Genomic DNA, 16330 nt, shown 5'->3' on the forward strand with positions numbered 1-16330 from the left:
TTTCCTTCGCTCAGGCCGCTTCGGATTCCGGCCGCGACTGCAGCCAGGCCATGTTGCGCCGCAGCCGCGCGCCGACCTTCTCGATCGGCTCGTCCAGGTCGGCCTTCAGCATCGCGTCGTAATTGGGCTTTCCGGCCTCGTTCTCGGCGATCCAGTCGCGCGCGAACTTGCCGGTGCGGATGTCGCGCAGCACTTCGCGCATCCGCTCGCGCGTCTCGCTGTTGATCACCCGCGATCCCGAGACGAAGTCGCCATATTTGGCGGTTTCGGACACGAATTCGTGCATCTTGGCGAGCCCGCCCTCGTAGAGCAGGTCGACGATCAGCTTGAGCTCGTGCAGGCACTCGAAATAGGCGACCTCGGGCTTGTAGCCCTCCTCGACCAGGGTGGAGTAGCCGGCGACGATCAGCTCGCTGACGCCGCCGCACAAAACGGCCTGCTCGCCGAACAGGTCGGTCTCGGTCTCCTCGGCGAAGCTGGTCTCGAGCGCGCCGCCCTTTGTCCCGCCGATCCCGCTGGCATAAGCGAGCGCCCGGTCGCGGGCCTTGCCGCTCTTGTCCTGCTGGACGGCGAACAGGCAGGGCACGCCGCGGCCGATCTCATATTCGCGGCGGACCAGGTCGCCCGGCCCCTTGGGCGCGACGAGGATGACATCGATGTCCGGGCGCGGATTGACCTCGCCATAATGGACTGAAAAGCCGTGGGCGACGAGCAGGGTCGCGCCGGCGGCGAGATTGGGGGCGATCGCCTCGGCATAGACCGAACGATGGCTCATGTCGGGGGTCAGCAGGGCGACCAATTCGGCCTCCCGCGCGGCGTCGGCCGGCGTGCGGGTGCGGAACCCGTCCGCCTTGGCGCGGCGCTCGGCGCCGCCGCCCGGCCGGGCGCCGACGACGACCCGGAAGCCGCTGTCCCTCAGGTTGCGGGCATGGGCGCGGCCCTGGCTGCCATAGCCGAGGATCGCGACCGTGCCCCCGTCGAGGGCGGATCGGTCGGCATCGGCGTCGGTATAGATTCTTTCCACTGGGGTTCTCCTTTGGACAAAAAGAAAAACCCCCCGCTCCGGGTGGGAGCGGGGGGTTCTGTTTCGGGTCTTTCTAATCTCGACCTTCAGCCAGAGCCGGGCACCGCTCCCGGTGGGGCGCTAATAAGTACGAGCGTAATAAGGAGGGTCGCGGCGGCGCGCTGCGCTGCCGTCTCGGTGTTCTCGAAGCTGATCACATTCGTCAGCAGCACAACCGTCCCATCCAGAAAAATCGCGGCGAACCGCTTCGGTCACCAAGGATATACGCCGGCGGCCGGAACGCAAGTCCTCATTTGCCGCAGTGCAAAAAAGTCACGATCCCCTTCTGGGGCAACGGGGTTAACAAATTGACGACACGGCGCAAGCGGCTGGAAAAGCACGCGAACAGCCCGCCGTGCGGCTGCACGGCCACCTCGCCGGCATGGCCCTGCGCCCGGGGCGGACGACACGAGGCGCCGCAGATATGACGATACGCCCACCGTGCCGAGCGCGCTCGGCCCCGGTAGAGCCCGCGCCATGGGTCGGCTTGGCTCTCCTTGACCGGCGCAAGGGGTTGCCTGAAAACCGCTTCGGAAAACGGCAGGGAGGCTGCGGAGATGGGACGAAGGCCGGAAATCGCCGGGCGGCGGCGGATCGGAAGGGCGGCCGCATTGGGCGCGGCTTTGGCCCTCGCCGCGACGGCCTGCGCCGCCGCCCCGGCCTTGCGCGCCTCCGCCCCGACGGCCTCGCCCGCGCCTGACGGCCCGGTGATCGAGATAGACGACGTCCGGCGCTTCTACGACCTTTATGATGCGACCGGCGGACGGCCGAGCGCCGAGCAGCTGCAGCGCGACTATCTCGACCGCGGCTCCGAAGGCCTCGGCGTGTTCATCCGCGCCCGCAACACGACCGCCGAGCGGATCGCCGAGGCGATCGCGACCCGCCCCGCTCTCTACGCCGATGCCCGGCGCTGCGAGGCGATGCTGCCGCGCGTGCGCCTGCGGGCGGCGGCCGCGCTCGCCGAGCTGCGCCGGCTCTATCCCGAGGCGCGCCTTCCGCCGGTCACATTGGTCATCGGGCGCGGCCGGCCGATGGCGATCGGCAGCCCGGCGACCGGCGTGCAGATCGGGCTCGAAGTGCTGTGCGGCGCGGATTTCATCAACCCGAACATCGAGGATCTGTTCGTCCGCGTGATCGCGCACGAATATGTTCACGTGCAGCAGGTTCCGGCCCTGGTCGACGGCCAGGACCTCACGGTGCTCGAGGCCTCGGTCATGGAGGGCGCGGCCGAGTTCGTGACCGAGCGCCTCACCGGCGACATCGGCTATGCCTATTTGCGGCCGCTGGTGGCCGGACGCGAGCTGGAGATCGAGACCGCCTTCGTCGCCGACATGGACAAGAAGGATCTCTCGGACTGGCTGTTCAACACCACGCCCGAACGGCCGGGCGACCTCGGCTATTGGGTCGGGTACCGGATCGCCAAGGCCTATTACCAGAACGCCGCAGACAAGGACCGCGCGCTGCGCGACATCCTGCAGGTGAGCGACGCGCGCGCCTTCCTCGCCGCCAGCGGCTGGCGCCCCGGCATCACGCTCGATCGGTAGCCGGCGGCTTCCCGAATTCCGGCCTTGTCACCGCGGCCGATGATCGGTCCCCTGCCCGGCGGTGATGAAGATGCAGGTCGCCTCCACCCCCGGCTCGACGTCGGCGGTGTGCCAGACGCCCGCCGGGTTGACAGCATAGTCGCCAGGACCGAGCGTGACCCGCGCCTCCTCCCCGCCGGGGAATTGCTGGATCAAGGTCGCGCGGCCGGCGATGCAGAGGACGACCTCGGCGCCGTTCGGATGGACTTCCCACGTCGTCCAGCTTTCCGAGAAGCTGTACTGCGTCACCAGCCGCCCTTCCGCGCCGTCGCCGGCATGGCGCTCGCCATAAGCGGCGAACCATTCCATGCCGCCCAGGGGCGGCTCGACCACGGCGGTCGCGCCGAGGCCGAGATGGATAGGATGGGTGGCGAGCTGGGGCATGGGTAGGCTCCTTTCGTCCGGGCGGCAGATGTCGGCCGCGTCGCATTTCAATGGCAGACTCAGCGCGCGGGGGCGATGCCGTGCGTGCATGGCCGGGGTGGCTTCGACACCGGTGCCACCGCGCCGGCATGCGCGCTCTCCAGGAAATCCGTTATCCGGTCCTGCGGGGGCTCGACCCCGTTCTTGTGCAGGAGCACGCCGACATTGCCGCGATGATAGGTGCCGTGCATCGCGACGTGCAGGAGCATCTCGCCGCGTGTCATCCGCCCCGGCGCGCCGCTCGAGAAACGGAAGTCGATCGCCTCGTCCCGGCGTTCCGGGGTGAGCGCATCGGCATAATCGGCATACCAGGCCGCCGTCGTGCGGGCGTTGCGGGCCAGGGTCTCGAACTCGGGAAGCTCGGCCGATCTGGGAGCGGCATGGACGGGCTCGCGCCCTTCGAGGACATGGCTGAAAATCTCGTCCACCGTCTGGATATGGTCGAGCAAGCGCCGGATCAGGAGCCGGTCGGATTCGCCGAGGCGGTCCACGTTCGCGGCAATGACGGCATTGAGGTCATTCGTCGCCCAGCGTTTGTAGCGCATCAGCGTGCGATAGGGACAGGTCGCCATGTGGGGCCTTTCGTGTCGAGAGACTGCCGGCCCAGAATCTGCGAGCTATCGCTCACATTGTCTACTCGCATTGGTGGATCCGGCTCATGGCTCGCTCTATCTCGATGCTCCCGCGGAAATCAGCGTCCCAGGAAAGGTCCAGGGCGACGGTGGAAGCCTTGCTGGAGGCGACCGCTCGCATTCTGGTGCGCGAGGGCTATGACCGCGCCAGCACCAACCGGATCGCGGCCCTCGCCGGCGTCAGCGTCGGTTCGCTCTATCAATATTTCCCCAACAAGGAGTCGCTCGTGACGGCCCTGGTGGCGCGCCACACTCGCGAGATGCTCCAGCTGCTGCAGGACGCGATGGAGGAAGTGGCCACGCTCGACCTGGAAAGCGCGCTGCGCGAGCTCATTCGGGCGATGATCGAGGCCCACCGGATTGATCCCGTGCTGCACCGCATCTTCGACGAGCAGGTCCCCCGCATGGGCCAGCTGGCCGAGATCGAGGCGATCGAGCGCGAGACTTTCGCCCTGGTCAGGAACTACCTGGAAGCGCGTCGCGATGAGATCGCGGTGGCGGACCTCGACACCGCCACCTTCATCTGCGTGACCACGGTGGAGACGCTGACGCATGAGTTCGTCATCCAGCGCCGGGAGGCGGGTAAGGGCGAGCAAGCGGCATTTGTCGAAGAGATCACGAGGATGATCTTCGGCTATTTGCGACCGGACCTTCCCGCCGTGTAGCCCGCGCTCGATTCCCCGCGACGGTGTACCGGTTCCGTCCCGCAACGCGTGCGACCGCAACGTCGGGGATTCTCCGCTAGCCTTCGATCATCGAATGCGCTTCCCATGAGCCGATTCATGGAGACGGTCAGCGCCGCCCGGAAATCGCCTCCCCAGCCTACTACACTCCATGGTGTGTTTACACGTCCACCCGCCGATGTTCATCTGTCGGATCACCCTCGCCGCAAGGAGACCACCATGGCCAGCAGTGCGCCCCTCACGAGGGAGCGGATCCTGATCGCGGCGGACGACCTTTTCTATGCCGAGGGGTTGGCCGCGATCAGCATGGATCGCCTCGCCGCACGCGCCGGCGTCACCAAGAAGACGCTCTACTACCACTTCCGGTCGAAGGACGATCTGATGGGTGCCTATCTGGAGGCGCGGCGCGGCCCGGTGCTGAGACGCTATCAGGACTGGGCGGGCACCACCGGCAGCGTCGGGGAAAGAATGGCGCGCATGCTGAGAAAGCTGGCCCTCAATGCCGATGATCGCGGCTGGCGGGGCTGCGGCTTCATTCGTGCCGCCTGCGAACTCGCCCATCTTCCAGGCCATCCCGCCTCGGTCTCCGCGCGACGGCACAAGGCCGAGTTCGAGGCCTGGATGCGCGCCATGCTGGAGGAGGAGAGACACGCTCACAGTGATCGGCTGGCGCGCGTCCTGATGGTCCTGCTCGACGGCGCCATCGTGCAGACGCTCATCCACCGTCGCTCCGAACATGCCGAGGCCGCAGCCGAGTCGGTCGGGGCCCTGCTCGGCACACCGGCGTCGACCAGACGCATCGCCCCGCCGGGAAGCGCGCGGGAGCAGTCCGCCGCCGCCTGACCCCGCCTCAGCGGCGCGATCGGTTGCATCGGGCGAGCGCCTCTTCGGACAGCGCGCCGGCTGGAGTCTCGAACCGGACCACGCGTCCGTACCGCCGCGCAAGCCGAGAGCAGGCGCGCTGCGCCGCGGCAGGGGTATCGACGATGGAGGCGGTGCAGTCTTCTTCGGCGCAGCGCCACAGGATCCCGTCGACCGCCATGCGCGGCCGCGGCCGGTAATCCCAGTCGATGACGGCGGTGGCCGTCGCCTCGCGCGCATAAGCCGGGGGATGAACGAGCGGAAAGCCGGCAAGGAGGGCGAGCGCCGGCACGAGCCTGGCGAAACGGAGAAGAGCGGCGCCGGTCATGCCGCATGTTTGCCGCGCGCTGCGCTGCGCTCAATTCACTAGCCGGTGTACAGGGTTCGTCGTCGACGATCGATAGCCGCAGCCGATATCGGACCGACGGTGAGGAATTGCGTCGTCAGTGACTGTTTTGCGGCGCAAATCCACTTTCGTCGAGCTGCCGCGCGCGTTGAGCGCACTGTCAGCGCCAGAGACGGCCGGCATATAAGGGCCGCGACATGGTCGCTATCCCCGGCGGAGTATGAGAGTGGACAGCAGCACCGGGCTGCAGCATCAAGGATGAAGGATCATCAATCGGAGGCCCGATGACCAAGCATCGAATCTACTCGATGAGCTTCGCCAGCGTCTATCCGCACTATGTCGCCAAGGCGGAGAAGAAAGGGCGAACTCTAGCCGAAGTCAACGAGATCATTCGTTGGCTGACGGGATATACGCAAGAAGGGCTGGACGCTCAGCTGGAAGCGAAGACCGGCATGGAGGATTTCTTTGCCCAGGCGCCCCGGATGAATCCTTCGCGGTCGCTGATAACGGGCGTGGTCTGCGGGGTCCGGGTCGAAGAGATCGAAGAGCCGACCATGCGAGAAATCCGCTACCTGGACAAGCTGATCGACGAACTTGCCAAGGGCAGGACGATGGAGAAGATCCTGCGGAAATGATAAGATTGCAGACTGCGGTCGGACCATCGCATGATCGGGCGGCCCATCAGCCGGCCGCCGCACCCTCACGCGCTCGGTGCGTGCCGGAGACCGTCCCGAGCCATCCGGACTGCTCCAGATATTTCGCCACGATCCGCGCGTGCCCCGCTTCGGCCTCTGCCCAGGTGGCGTAGCGCGCCTCCCTGCGCCAGCCTCTTTCGATCTGCGCCGTCGTCATGAACAGAGGGGGCGGCCGGTCCGGTCCCTCCGCGGCGCCGTCGAAGAAGGTCATGACGGTCGCGGCCGGGAGGCGCGTCTCGGCCACCAGCATCCGCTCCTCCGGGAACGTCTCCCATTGCTCCTGAGTCGCGCCGACCACGCGCCGCTTCTCGTCGAGGACATAGAATGAGGTCATGTAAGTCTCGTTTGCGAGTCCGCAATGTGTTCTACATATGTTCTGGCGCGAAGTCACCGTTCTGTCGAAACTCCGCCTACCGGAGCATCGCGCGGAATGAACGGGCAGCCATGCTCCCGGCTATGCTGCGGGAGCGCGGCTCGCATCGCTCAGTGGCTTCTGCCCTTCGAAACGATGCGACACCAGGTTTCGGGCGACGGATGCCCGATTCCGGATCCGCGCATCCGGCCTCTAGAAACTGAAGCCCTGCGGCACGTTGAGATGCCAGAAATTCGCTTCGACCAGCTCGTTGATCCGCCACGCGCCGCCGTCGCGGACCAGCCGGTCCCGGTATCGCACGCCGAGCAGCATGGTCTGCGTCGCGCGCCCGGGCATCTCGACCACCATGGGACAAATACACTGCACCATGGCCCGGGCGGAATCCCCCTCCAGGTCGAGGAGGATCGTCGAGATCGTATGTTGCGAGACACGGATTCGCTTCAGCGCACGCTTCAGATAGACGATATGCTCCTCGACGCCGCTGCGAATGCCGCCGGTCACCGCATCGTCGATGATCGCGTCCTCGGTGAAGATGGTCCGGTAGCTCTCCCAGTCGCGATCGTCCACGGCATAGCAGTAGCGCGCCAGCAGCTGGTCTATCTCGATCCGGTCCGAAATCTCCTGCGCAGTGAGCGTCATGCCCGGGCCTCCCTGGCTGGAGGGAGATTTACGCCCCGATGGTAACTGAACAAGTCAGTCGATTATACGGGTAGTGGGAGCACCTGCATATGGAAGGTTCCGCCGAAGAAATCGCTCGGCGCCACGAGATCCGCCGGTTCCTGATGGCGCGCCGCGCGGCGATTTCGCCCGCCAGCGCCGGTCTGCCGGGCGGTTCGCGGCGGCGAACGCCGGGCTTGCGCCGCGAGGAGGTCGCCGCCCTCGCCGGCGTCGGCGTCACCTGGTATACCTGGTTCGAGCAAGGGCGCGACATTCGCCTGTCGCCGCCCACCTTGAGCCGCATCGCCCGCGCCCTGCGGCTGACTCCGAGCGACCAGGCCTATCTCTTCGCCTTGGCAGGCCTTCCCGCGGATGCCGATGCGCCCGACCCGGACGGCGCCGGCCAGGCGCTGCAGCGCGCCGTCGACGGCTTCACGGCCGGCCCCGCACTGTTGCTGGATCCGAGTTGGAACGTGATGGCGTATAATCGCCTGGCCGATCTCATATTCGAGTTCGACGCGGTCAAAGGTCCGTTCGCGTGCAACCATCTCTGGCGCCTCTTCATGGACCCGGCCCGGCGCGAAAAATATGTGGACTATGAAAAGGTCGCCGAAATCTCCGTGGGGATATTGCGGCAGGTGCATGGGCGCATGCTGCAGGACCCGTTCCTCGACAATCTCATTCGCGATCTGTGCGACGGCAGCGAGGTGTTTCGCCGACACTGGGACCGTCAGGTGACCACGCTGATCCACACGATCGAGATCGCCATGAAGCTTCCCGGACGAGGCGTGGTCCGCTTCACCTCCGTGCGCCTTCGCCCCGTCGGCGGCGACGGCTTGCTCCTCCTGCTGCCGCCCGCCGACGAGGCGACGCCGCGCGCGATGCAATCGCTCGACCGATGCTCCGATCCGATGCCCCGCTAGAAGCCGAAGACGGCGTCGGGCCCCGCTCAGAACGTGATCGTCACGCTTGCGGCCGAGCGCCTGGCCTCGCCATGATAGACCGCCTCGATATTGTTGCCGTCGGGGTCCAGCACGAACGCCGCATAATAGCCCGGATGGTAGGGCCGCTCGCCCGGCGCGCCATTGTCCCTGCCGCCATTTTCCAGCGCTGCCCTGTAAAACGCGTCCACGGTCGCCCGATCGGGAGCCTGGAAGGCGATATGGTGCCGCCCGGTCAACTCCCCTTGCGCCTCCTTGCTGTCGCGGGTGGAGACGAACAGCTCGTCCGCCCAGAAATGCTCCTTTGCGGACCCGCCGATCGGAATGCCGAGCACCTTCAGCACGGCTTCGTAGAAACGCCGGCTCGCCTCCAGGTCCGCCACGACGAGCTGGATATGATCGATGAGCCGCCCGCGCTCCAATGATTGGGTTTCCATGAGTGGGCTCCGCCAAGGCTGATCCTGCCGGCCGAACCGCTGGGCGCGCGGTCGGTTCCTGGGCGTGCGAGTCCGGGCTGCAATGGCGACCGACCCTAGGCGTAGAGGATCACCAACGAGAAGATCACGGCGTCGGCGGCGACGTGCGCCACGATCGGTGCAAGCAGTCCCCCGGACCGGAGCGCCAGAGCGCCGAGCATGGCGCCATAGGTCGTCGCCAGCGCGGCCCCTGCGAAGCCCCCCGGAAATCCCAAGTAATGCGCCGCACCGAAGGAGAGCGCCTGTCCCGCCACGGCCACCGCGGGCGAGGCGATGGACATGAGCCAGCGCTGCAGAACGCCACGCCAGATGAACTCTTCGAGAACGGCATTCACCAGGGAAAAAGTCAGACCGGCACCGATCAGGGCCGGCACCGACCAGCCGGGTATCATTGCGCGGAACGGGGCCAGATCCGGCTCGAGCACCACCACCCAACCGAGCAAGGCGCCCGCCGAGACGATCCCGATCAGGAGGATGAGGCCGGCCTCTGCGGCGCCGAGGCGCCCTAGACGCGCGGCGGCCAGCACGCTGCTTATGGACCCCGCCGATCCGGCGGCAACCATCGCGGCAATGACAGGTATCAGGAGGTAGATCGGCCAGATGAACCATTGCGGCACCACCCCGCCATAGAGGCAGAGTCCGCCTGCAAGCGCCGCGGCCGGGGCGGCGAGGCTCCGCACGCGCCACAGAGACAGGAGAAGAACCACCCCTCCCGCGGCCGCCATGAACGGCCTTGCCGCGGCAATTGGCAGACAGGCGAACAGCACAAGCGCCGCCATGATGGCGCCGTCGGGCCAGCCAAACCGCCGAGCGTTCGGGACGGTGCGGAGCGGGTTCGTGCCGTCAGCTTCGGCATCGCACGCTGAAGCGCCGACAAGAGCCTTGAGCTGAAGCAAGGTCACGCCTCCATCGCCTCGGGTGCTCGGGTCAGCATCAGCGACATCGGCGAGCAGGGAATAATATAGCCGATCAGGACCATCGAGCCAAACAAGGTCGAAGGAAATGCCGGGGCCCACAAAGCGGAAGTTCCAATCGAGGCAAGCAATGTCCTGTCCAGAAGCTGGCTTAGTCGGACGACTTCCTTTCTTCCCTCGGCGCCCGACGCGTGCTGTCGACCACGCGCACGGGGCCCGACATCATCGATCTGCGGGAGGCCGCTCTCACACCGCCGCCTCAAGCACCATGTTGAACGGCGTCTCCGCCGCCCGCCGCACCTTCGTCAGGCCGCCTTCCCGAAGCACCGCCTCGAGCCTTTTCTGGCCTGCCTGCGCCCCCAGCGCCGCGCCGACTTCCTGCCCGAGCGACGCGGGCACGCAGAAGTTGGTCGAGCAGGCATAGAAGATCCGCCCCACCGGGTGGAGATTCTCCTCGAGCGCGTCGCCCGCCATCGGCTCGACCAGCATCACCTTCCCGCCCGGCGCCAGCGTGCCGGCGATATGCCGCGCCGCGCCGACCGGATCGCCCATGTCGTGAAGCGCGTCGAACAGGGTGACCAGGTCGAAGTCGCCGCCGGCATAATCCTGCGCCCGGGCGAGCTCGAAGCGCAGGTTCGAAAGGCCGCGGCCCTTCTCCCGCGCCGCCTCGACCGACGCGTCGTGGAAATCGTAGCCGATGAACTCCGAGTTCGGGAATGCCTCGGCCATGATCATCGTCGACGATCCGAAGCCGCAGCCGATGTCGGCCACGCGCGCGCCGCGCTCCAGTTTCTCCACCACGCCGTCCAGCGCCGGGAGCCAGCTGGACAGGAGATTGCCTTTGTAGCCCGGCCGGAAGAAGCGGTCGGTGCCGCAGAACAGGCAGTTGCAATGCTCGGTCCAGCACACCCCGCGACCCGTCCTGAACGCCTCGACCAGCTTCGGCCGGTCGGCATAGGTCGAGACCAGAGCGAAGAAGCCGCCGGCCATGTTGACCGGGCTGTCTGCGTCGGCGAGCACCGCCGCCTGCTCGGGGCTCAGGCCGAAGCGCCGGCTTTCCGCCTCGTAGGTCACGAAGCCCGACGCCGTCTGGGCCGACAGCCACTCGCGCACATAGCGCTCGTGCGTGCCGGTCGCTTTCGCCAGCGCGTCCGACGTGAGCGGGCCCTTGTCCGCCAGCGCGGCATAGAAACCGAGCTCGTCGCCGATGATGACCAGGGCCGCATTCTGCGCGGCGCCGAGCTCGTTCACCATCAGGCCCATCAGCGCGTGGAGCTTGGTCTCGTCGAGCGCCGGGCTGGGCTGCGGCTGCGGCCCGCCCGTCATATCCGTCTGCATCTTTTCGTCCTTCCAAGGGGGCTGGGAATGACGGGAGGATAAGGATGGCGGGCCCGATCGATCAGTGGCAGAATTGCCGTCATGATGCCGATCGAGCCACTACCTTGCGGCGGACGGCCGCCGATCGACGTCAGCATCGTCGTCTTCCCCGAATCCGATCCCTGCATCATCTACGGAGTCTACGACACGCTCTGGGCCGCCGGCACCTTCTGGAACGCGATGGAGGGCCTTCCGCACAAGCCGCTGTTCCGGCCGCGCCTGGTCGCCGCCACGGCCGATCCGATCCGGCTGTACACCGACGTCACCATCATGCCCCACCATTCCGTCGCCGACGTCGAGCGGACCGATATCGTCTTCGTGCCGAACGTGATGGTCTATACGGCCGAATGTCTGGGCCGCCTGGACCGGCGGCTGATCGACTGGATTCGCGACATGTACGCGCGCGGGGCGCAGCTCTGCGCGTCCTGCGGCGGGCCGCTCGTCCTGGCCGAAGCCGGGCTGCTCGACGGCCATGCGGCCACCACCCACTGGAGCTATGCCAAGCTGCTGCGCCAGCATTTCCCCAACGTCGCCGTCCACGCCAACCGGATCCTCACCCAGAGCGGACCCGGCCAATCCCTGGTCTGCTCGGGCGGCTCCTCCTCGTGGCAGGACCTGTGCCTCTATCTGATCGCCCGCCACGGCGGCATTGGCGAGGCGCTGCGGGTCTCCAAGATCTTCCTCTATCAATGGCACCGCGACGGACAGCAGCCTTATGCCTCGATGGTCGCCAATGTCGGTCACGACGATGCGGCGATCCGCCAGTGTCAGGCGTGGATCGCCGACCATTATGAGCGCGCCGACGTCGTCCGCGAGGCGGCGCGGCTGTCGGGGCTGCCCAAGCGGACCTTCGACCGCCGCTTCCGCGCCGCGACCGGCTACGCCCCGCTCGCTTACGTGCAGGCGCTCCGGATCGAGGAGGCGAAGCAGATGCTCGAGACCGGCTTGGAGCCGGTGGAAGAGGTGGGGCACCAGGTCGGCTACGAGGATCCCGCGTCGTTCCGGAGACTGTTCCGCCGGCTGGTGGGGATGAACCCGGGCGACTATCGGCGCAAGTTCCAGGTCCCGGCGACCTTGCTGGCGGCGCTGGGGTAGATTGGATATTCATCATGGCGGCCAATCCGATCATGCGCGAGCCTGACATTCGCCTCGATGGCCTGTCGATCTGGGTGCACGGCCGTGAGTTTCCTGGCACTGCGGATTACTGGGACGGCAATTGGCTCAGGTTGCGGGCCACCATGCGAACCTCGGGAGCGTCGGTGACGGCCGAGGGTGCAATCCTCATGACGACGGACTTTGAGCGCTTCCGGGACGAGCTTGTTGCCATGCATGACACGCTGAAGGGCCAAGCCTCTTTGTCCGGCTTCGAACCAGAGCTGAAAGTCACGCTCACGGCTGGACGGGTCGGCGAGATCGGAGGTGAGGTCGAGATCACTCCTGACCAATTGAATCAGTTTCATCGTTTCGCGATCGGATTGGATCAATCCTATTTGCCTTCGCTCATCACATCGTGCGACGCACTCATCGAGCGCTATCCGGTCGTGGGAGCGCCAGACGCTTGAGCGCCGCGCTCAGGCTGGGATCCGAGCCATGATGTTCGCCAAGCGCCTCCGCCACGGTGTCCGCGAGGGCCGGATCACCTGCAGCGTGCGGATCTGGACGCGGCCGCAGGTCAAGCCCGGGGGCCTCTACCGAATGGAAGACGGGCATATCGTGGTGGAGTCGATCCGGCTGATTTCCTTCGCCGACATCACCGGCGAGTTGGCGCGCCGTTCGGGCCTCGAGGGCGTCGTCGACCTGCTCAAGGTCGCGAAGCATGGGAGCGGGAGGAACGTCTACCTCGTCGAGTTCCAATATCTCCCGCCCGCTTGCCCGTAGCCGCCGCCAGGCGAGGCGGCTCCCGCCTCATGCCGTCGCTTGCGGGCCCGAGGCTCAGTCGACGAAGAAGGCGATCCGGCCGATGCCGGCATTGTTCGCCGACGGCATCCAGGCCCGGATCTCGACTTCGTAGAGCCCGGGCACGCCGGTCCCGAGATCCGCACCGAACAGGCCCGAGGCAGGATCGAAGCGCATCGCGAGCTTCTCTTCCCTTGCTCCGTTGACGGAAATGAACGCATCGACCTCGAGGCCGTCCACCCGCCACGGACCTTGCGGCGAAAACGGACAGCCGCACATCATCGTGACGGTTGCCCGCAGCGGAACCGCCGTGCCGGCTTGGATCCGCTGATAGGCCGCCGGGCCGGCGAGGCCGACGATGAGGCCGGTACCTCCAGCCGCCAGCCGTCCGCGGCCGTAAGGTGCCTGCCCGGCAGAATCCATTGCGTGCTCGTCACCGTCGTGGCGGCCTGCGGTTGGCTCAACGGACCCGTCGCGCTCACCGTCACGCGCCGGGGCGAGGCGAGGTCGAGCACGGTCCGGAACACCGCCGAACCGTCGGTCGCGAGTGGTGCGTCCTGGCTCCGCGCGCCGCTCAATATCCGCTGCGTATCGCCCGTCGTCCCCCGGGTCATGCCTTGGGCGAGGATCTCGCCGGTATCCGCATCCGTCAGAACGATGCGCATGGAATCGCGGTAGCCGCCGATGAACTTGGCTCCGCGCGCCAGCAGGCGAACCTCGATCTGCGTCGGTTCGGCCAGCGCCGCCGGCGGCGCGACGAGCAGGCCCGCGAGCAGAAGAAGCGACAAGCGACGCGCGCCGCCGGGAACGATCCGGTGCCGGCCCGGCCGCCCCGGGCCATGGCGCTCATTGGGCTGCGATCTGTGCATCGATTTCGCTCAATATGGTTCGGATTGTCGAGCTTCGCGGATCGAGCGCCAGCGCCCGCGAATAGCTGGCGCGCGCCGCCTGCAGGTCCCCGGCTGCGCGATAGGCCTCGCCGAGGCTGTCGTGCACGTTCGCCGAGCCCGGAAACCGGTCCACGTTGAACCGGAACGGGAGCAGCGCCGCCTGGGGGGTGAGCGCGAACAGGGCGTCATAGCCGACGCGGTTGACGGCCGCCTCCATCCCACGGTCGTCGAGCCCCTCCGCTCCGCCGTTGCCGATCCACGCGACCGCCTCTTCCCATCTTCCGTCCGCCAGAAGGCGGAAGAGCCTCTCCTCGAACGCCGCCGCGGGCCGCGCCGCCCCCGGCATCGCCCGGTCGGCCACCAGGCTCGCCAGGCGGTGGAGGTTGAGGAACGTGCGCCCGCCATTGTCGAGATAGATGACGGTCGCATTGTCGGCCGGATCGGCGGTTCTGAAGAAATGCCGCCAGATCACCCGATCGCCCCCGGCGTGCCCGACGATGGTCACGTCGCCGTGCCGCTCATACTCCCAGCCGTTTGCGTGCCGGGCCACGGCGCCAGACACGAGGCGTTGCGGTTCCCAGCTTTGAAGCAGGGCGGGCAACGGCAGAAGCGCGCCACCGAGAAGCGACCGGGTCCAGCGGATCATGTCACCCAGCGTCGTGACCGCTCCGCTCGATCCGAACGTATAATCGGGCCAGACCGGAATCGGGTAGGCTGCCGGCGGAGCGCTCCGGTCCGGCGTCGGACGATAGCTGTGGACGAGGCCGGCGACCGGGTCTGCGCTCGTCCGGTAATGGGTGCGCCGCATGCCCGCACGGCTGCACTGTTCGGCGGCGACGGCGGTGAGCGGGCGGCCGGTGGCGCGCTCGATCGCCTCCTTGGCGAGCAGGTAGTTGGTCTGGTTGTATCGGCTGCCTGTGCCCGGCGGAAAGTCGAGCGGCTTGTCGCGGATGCTCGCGATGGCGGCCTCCGCCGTCGGCGGCAGCGCGTTCAGATCGGTCAGATAGTCCGGAAGGCCGGAAACATGGGATAGCGCCTGTCGCAGCGTGACGGTCCGCCATGCGCGCGGCAGATCGTCGCGGATCGCCGAAATGGGGGAGTCGAGATCGACGACGCCCCGGCCGGCGGCCTGGAACAGCGCCACGATCAGGAAGAGCTTCGAGACCGAGAAGATCGGATAGACCGAGGCCGGCGACACGGGAGTTCCCGCCTCGGCGTCGGCGAGGCCGGCATGCCGCTCGTAGACGAGCCTGTCCCGCCTCAGCAGCGCGGCCGAATGACCGACGGTGCCGAAGGCGGACGCAGCCCCGTCGAGCAACGCGTCCAGATCGGCCTCGAGGGCGGGAGGCGGCGCGTCCGCCTGCCTGCGCGCCGCTCCTGCGCCGACCCAGCCGGCCGACGAGGCGCTCACGGCCCCGGCAAAGGCGAGAGCGAGCAGGCGGCGGCGATCGAGTCTGCAGGCGCCGGCCATGTTCGTCTTTCGCATATTCGCTGCCTCGATCTTCGCCGCCCGCGATCCGCGTGCGTCCCGTTGTGCGCCGCCTCGATCGCTACCGGGTATCGCGCCCGGCCGGCAAATGACTTACTGTGACCCTGGCTGACATTTCGCGCCGGCGGCTGACCGGCCGCTTCTTGCGCGGGCTGGAAAGGCAGGAGCAGATTGTATCGTTTCGACGCCTTCCGGATCGACCCCGAAGCGCTCCAGCTCTTTCACGGCGACGAGCGGATCGAAGCTCCGCCGCTGACCGTAGAGGTCCTCGCCTTCCTGATCGAGAACCGCGACCGCACGGTCGGCCGGCTCGAACTGATCGAGCGATTCTGGCCGCGGGCCGGAACGGGTGCCGACGCTTCGCTCAACACCTGCATCCGTCGGATCCGGATGTTGCTCGGCGACGCGGCCGGCGAGCCGAAATATGTCCGGACCCGGCCGCGGGCCGGCTACCGCTTCATTGGCGCGTTGCGCGAAGCGGAGCCGCCGGCGGTCCGGCGGCAGCGCGCTCCCGCGCTCGTCGCGCTGCTGCTCACCCTCCTGCTCATCCCGGCAGCCGCCTCGCTCCCGCCCGCTTCCGGCCCGGCTGCCGCCCGGAGGATCGCCATCGAACCGGTCCAGGGACTGTGCGAATATGTGCTCTTTCCCCGGTTCAACGAGGGCCTGCGAGAGACGTTGCTCGCCCGGACGTGGCGCGGCCTCCCGGCAGGATATCGGGTCGTCGAGCCGCCGCAGGAGGCGGACTTCAGGCTGCGTGTCTCGGTCCGCCAGACGCCCCGGACCACCTTCGTCACGGCAACCCTGGTTCGGGCTGCGGACGGGTCGGTCGTCCGGTCGGAAGAATTTGCCGAGCGCACCAGGATGGACGATTATGTCCCGGTCCAGCAGGCTATTGCCGAGCGCGTCGCCCGATCGATGAACGACGGCATTGCGGCCGCCGAGGCGGGAATATTGGACACCGGCGGAATTCCCCGGAGTTGAGGCGCCAGGGCGCCGAACGGCTTGCCTGGAGAGTTTGAGAGACGCGTTCG

At 67.4% G+C, this 16330-nt stretch carries 21 protein-coding genes; 9 read left to right on the plus strand and 12 right to left on the minus strand.

Going from position 1 to position 16330, the window contains the following annotated elements; translation table 11 throughout:
- Positions 1 to 10 precede the first annotated feature (10 nt).
- Positions 11 to 1024 carry a ketol-acid reductoisomerase gene (gene ilvC / locus EKM57_RS13705; RefSeq protein ID WP_129793069.1) on the minus strand — a complete coding sequence of 338 codons (1014 nt, stop codon included), beginning with the start codon at positions 1022 to 1024 and terminating at the stop codon, positions 11 to 13.
- Between the two features lie 596 nt (positions 1025 to 1620).
- Between ilvC and EKM57_RS13710 the strand changes: the two genes are divergently transcribed.
- On the plus strand, positions 1621 to 2607 hold the full coding sequence (locus EKM57_RS13710; protein WP_129793070.1) for a DUF2268 domain-containing putative Zn-dependent protease: 987 nt from the start codon (positions 1621 to 1623) through the stop codon (positions 2605 to 2607).
- A 27-nt stretch (positions 2608 to 2634) separates the two neighbouring features.
- On the opposite strand, the gene EKM57_RS13715 is transcribed toward EKM57_RS13710, so the two are convergent.
- Both EKM57_RS13715 and EKM57_RS13720 read right to left on the minus strand, forming a co-directional pair.
- Positions 2635 to 3030, minus strand: coding sequence for a cupin domain-containing protein (locus tag EKM57_RS13715; RefSeq protein WP_129793071.1), 396 nt, complete (start codon positions 3028 to 3030; stop codon positions 2635 to 2637).
- Between the two features lie 59 nt (positions 3031 to 3089).
- Positions 3090 to 3641: a DinB family protein gene (locus EKM57_RS13720; RefSeq protein ID WP_129793072.1), complete on the minus strand. Its 552-nt coding sequence runs from the start codon at positions 3639 to 3641 to the stop codon at positions 3090 to 3092.
- A gap of 149 nt (positions 3642 to 3790) precedes the next feature.
- Here EKM57_RS13720 and EKM57_RS13725 point away from each other — a divergent pair, with 149 nt between their 5' ends.
- Both EKM57_RS13725 and EKM57_RS13730 read left to right on the plus strand, forming a co-directional pair.
- On the plus strand, positions 3791 to 4366 hold the full coding sequence (locus EKM57_RS13725; RefSeq protein ID WP_243451047.1) for a TetR/AcrR family transcriptional regulator: 576 nt from the start codon (positions 3791 to 3793) through the stop codon (positions 4364 to 4366).
- Between the two features lie 237 nt (positions 4367 to 4603).
- Positions 4604 to 5227 (plus strand): TetR/AcrR family transcriptional regulator, encoded by a 624-nt coding sequence (locus EKM57_RS13730; RefSeq protein ID WP_165357431.1) that lies wholly within the window; start codon positions 4604 to 4606, stop codon positions 5225 to 5227.
- 7 nt (positions 5228 to 5234) lie between these two features.
- Here EKM57_RS13730 and EKM57_RS13735 read toward each other — a convergent pair whose 3' ends face one another.
- Complete coding sequence (locus EKM57_RS13735; RefSeq protein WP_129793075.1) at positions 5235 to 5573, minus strand: hypothetical protein; 339 nt, start codon at positions 5571 to 5573, stop codon at positions 5235 to 5237.
- A 326-nt stretch (positions 5574 to 5899) separates the two neighbouring features.
- On the opposite strand from EKM57_RS13735, the gene EKM57_RS13740 reads away from it, so the two are divergent.
- Entirely contained in the window at positions 5900 to 6226 is a 327-nt protein-coding gene (locus EKM57_RS13740; RefSeq protein WP_243451048.1) for a DUF2200 domain-containing protein, read from the plus strand.
- A gap of 46 nt (positions 6227 to 6272) precedes the next feature.
- Here the strand turns inward: EKM57_RS13740 and EKM57_RS13745 are convergent, their stop codons facing one another.
- Together EKM57_RS13745 and EKM57_RS13750 are read right to left on the minus strand one after the other, a co-directional pair.
- On the minus strand, positions 6273 to 6620 hold the full coding sequence (locus EKM57_RS13745) for a hypothetical protein (RefSeq protein ID WP_129793077.1): 348 nt from the start codon (positions 6618 to 6620) through the stop codon (positions 6273 to 6275).
- 231 nt (positions 6621 to 6851) lie between these two features.
- Complete coding sequence (locus tag EKM57_RS13750) at positions 6852 to 7298, minus strand: nuclear transport factor 2 family protein (RefSeq protein WP_129793078.1); 447 nt, start codon at positions 7296 to 7298, stop codon at positions 6852 to 6854.
- 89 nt (positions 7299 to 7387) lie between these two features.
- Here EKM57_RS13750 and EKM57_RS13755 point away from each other — a divergent pair, with 89 nt between their 5' ends.
- Positions 7388 to 8239, plus strand: coding sequence for a helix-turn-helix transcriptional regulator (locus EKM57_RS13755; RefSeq protein ID WP_129793079.1), 852 nt, complete (start codon positions 7388 to 7390; stop codon positions 8237 to 8239).
- Between the two features lie 26 nt (positions 8240 to 8265).
- On the opposite strand, the gene EKM57_RS13760 is transcribed toward EKM57_RS13755, so the two are convergent.
- The 3 genes from EKM57_RS13760 to EKM57_RS13770 all read right to left on the minus strand — a co-directional run bounded on the left by EKM57_RS13760 (position 8266) and on the right by EKM57_RS13770 (position 10985).
- A complete protein-coding gene (locus EKM57_RS13760; RefSeq protein ID WP_129793080.1) occupies positions 8266 to 8694 on the minus strand; it encodes a VOC family protein in 429 nt (142 codons plus the stop codon).
- A gap of 95 nt (positions 8695 to 8789) precedes the next feature.
- Positions 8790 to 9635: a CPBP family intramembrane glutamic endopeptidase gene (locus EKM57_RS13765; RefSeq protein ID WP_129793081.1), complete on the minus strand. Its 846-nt coding sequence runs from the start codon at positions 9633 to 9635 to the stop codon at positions 8790 to 8792.
- 258 nt (positions 9636 to 9893) lie between these two features.
- On the minus strand, positions 9894 to 10985 hold the full coding sequence (locus EKM57_RS13770; protein WP_243451049.1) for a class I SAM-dependent methyltransferase: 1092 nt from the start codon (positions 10983 to 10985) through the stop codon (positions 9894 to 9896).
- An 81-nt stretch (positions 10986 to 11066) separates the two neighbouring features.
- Here EKM57_RS13770 and EKM57_RS13775 point away from each other — a divergent pair, with 81 nt between their 5' ends.
- The 3 genes from EKM57_RS13775 to EKM57_RS13785 are packed head-to-tail and all read left to right on the plus strand — an operon-like array spanning position 11067 to position 12902.
- The gene (locus EKM57_RS13775) at positions 11067 to 12119 is read left to right on the plus strand and encodes a GlxA family transcriptional regulator (protein ID WP_129793082.1); all 1053 of its coding nucleotides are present in this window, start codon (positions 11067 to 11069) and stop codon (positions 12117 to 12119) included.
- A 14-nt stretch (positions 12120 to 12133) separates the two neighbouring features.
- Complete coding sequence (locus tag EKM57_RS13780) at positions 12134 to 12586, plus strand: hypothetical protein (RefSeq protein WP_129793083.1); 453 nt, start codon at positions 12134 to 12136, stop codon at positions 12584 to 12586.
- A gap of 28 nt (positions 12587 to 12614) precedes the next feature.
- Positions 12615 to 12902, plus strand: a complete 288-nt coding sequence (locus tag EKM57_RS13785) for an ASCH domain-containing protein (RefSeq protein ID WP_129793084.1) — start codon at positions 12615 to 12617, stop codon at positions 12900 to 12902.
- Between the two features lie 54 nt (positions 12903 to 12956).
- Here EKM57_RS13785 and EKM57_RS13790 read toward each other — a convergent pair whose 3' ends face one another.
- From EKM57_RS13790 to EKM57_RS13800, 3 genes are read right to left on the minus strand one after another with little or no spacing between them, the layout of a single operon-like run.
- On the minus strand, positions 12957 to 13160 hold the full coding sequence (locus EKM57_RS13790) for a hypothetical protein (RefSeq protein WP_129793085.1): 204 nt from the start codon (positions 13158 to 13160) through the stop codon (positions 12957 to 12959).
- 38 nt (positions 13161 to 13198) lie between these two features.
- Complete coding sequence (locus tag EKM57_RS13795) at positions 13199 to 13789, minus strand: hypothetical protein (RefSeq protein ID WP_129793086.1); 591 nt, start codon at positions 13787 to 13789, stop codon at positions 13199 to 13201.
- Positions 13767 to 15296, minus strand: a complete 1530-nt coding sequence (locus tag EKM57_RS13800; RefSeq protein ID WP_129793087.1) for a serine hydrolase — start codon at positions 15294 to 15296, stop codon at positions 13767 to 13769. Before EKM57_RS13800 ends, EKM57_RS13795 begins: the two co-directional genes overlap by 23 nt.
- Positions 15297 to 15470: 174 nt before the next feature.
- On the opposite strand from EKM57_RS13800, the gene EKM57_RS13805 reads away from it, so the two are divergent.
- Positions 15471 to 16280 (plus strand): winged helix-turn-helix domain-containing protein, encoded by an 810-nt coding sequence (locus EKM57_RS13805; RefSeq protein ID WP_129793088.1) that lies wholly within the window; start codon positions 15471 to 15473, stop codon positions 16278 to 16280.
- The last annotated feature ends 50 nt before the right edge of the window (positions 16281 to 16330 follow it).

It is taken from the genome of Sphingosinicella sp. CPCC 101087, assembly GCF_004151485.1.
GTDB lineage: Bacteria > Pseudomonadota > Alphaproteobacteria > Sphingomonadales > Sphingomonadaceae > Allosphingosinicella.

What these genes read in the sequence shown, in the direction of transcription:
- EKM57_RS13710 (WP_129793070.1), top strand. Translation starts at nt 1,621, where the DNA reads ATGGGACGAAGGCCGGAAATCGCCGGGCGGCGGCGGATCGGAAGGGCG.
- EKM57_RS13715 (WP_129793071.1), bottom strand. Translation starts at nt 3,030, where the DNA reads ATGCCCCAGCTCGCCACCCATCCTATCCATCTCGGCCTCGGCGCGACC.
- EKM57_RS13720 (WP_129793072.1), bottom strand. Translation starts at nt 3,641, where the DNA reads ATGGCGACCTGTCCCTATCGCACGCTGATGCGCTACAAACGCTGGGCG.
- EKM57_RS13730 (WP_165357431.1), top strand. Translation starts at nt 4,604, where the DNA reads ATGGCCAGCAGTGCGCCCCTCACGAGGGAGCGGATCCTGATCGCGGCG.
- EKM57_RS13735 (WP_129793075.1), bottom strand. Translation starts at nt 5,573, where the DNA reads ATGACCGGCGCCGCTCTTCTCCGTTTCGCCAGGCTCGTGCCGGCGCTC.
- EKM57_RS13740 (WP_243451048.1), top strand. Translation starts at nt 5,900, where the DNA reads ATGAGCTTCGCCAGCGTCTATCCGCACTATGTCGCCAAGGCGGAGAAG.
- EKM57_RS13745 (WP_129793077.1), bottom strand. Translation starts at nt 6,620, where the DNA reads ATGACCTCATTCTATGTCCTCGACGAGAAGCGGCGCGTGGTCGGCGCG.
- EKM57_RS13750 (WP_129793078.1), bottom strand. Translation starts at nt 7,298, where the DNA reads ATGACGCTCACTGCGCAGGAGATTTCGGACCGGATCGAGATAGACCAG.
- EKM57_RS13755 (WP_129793079.1), top strand. Translation starts at nt 7,388, where the DNA reads ATGGAAGGTTCCGCCGAAGAAATCGCTCGGCGCCACGAGATCCGCCGG.
- EKM57_RS13760 (WP_129793080.1), bottom strand. Translation starts at nt 8,694, where the DNA reads ATGGAAACCCAATCATTGGAGCGCGGGCGGCTCATCGATCATATCCAG.
- EKM57_RS13770 (WP_243451049.1), bottom strand. Translation starts at nt 10,985, where the DNA reads ATGCAGACGGATATGACGGGCGGGCCGCAGCCGCAGCCCAGCCCGGCG.
- EKM57_RS13775 (WP_129793082.1), top strand. Translation starts at nt 11,067, where the DNA reads ATGATGCCGATCGAGCCACTACCTTGCGGCGGACGGCCGCCGATCGAC.
- EKM57_RS13780 (WP_129793083.1), top strand. Translation starts at nt 12,134, where the DNA reads ATGGCGGCCAATCCGATCATGCGCGAGCCTGACATTCGCCTCGATGGC.
- EKM57_RS13785 (WP_129793084.1), top strand. Translation starts at nt 12,615, where the DNA reads ATGATGTTCGCCAAGCGCCTCCGCCACGGTGTCCGCGAGGGCCGGATC.
- EKM57_RS13795 (WP_129793086.1), bottom strand. Translation starts at nt 13,789, where the DNA reads ATGCACAGATCGCAGCCCAATGAGCGCCATGGCCCGGGGCGGCCGGGC.
- EKM57_RS13800 (WP_129793087.1), bottom strand. Translation starts at nt 15,296, where the DNA reads ATGCGAAAGACGAACATGGCCGGCGCCTGCAGACTCGATCGCCGCCGC.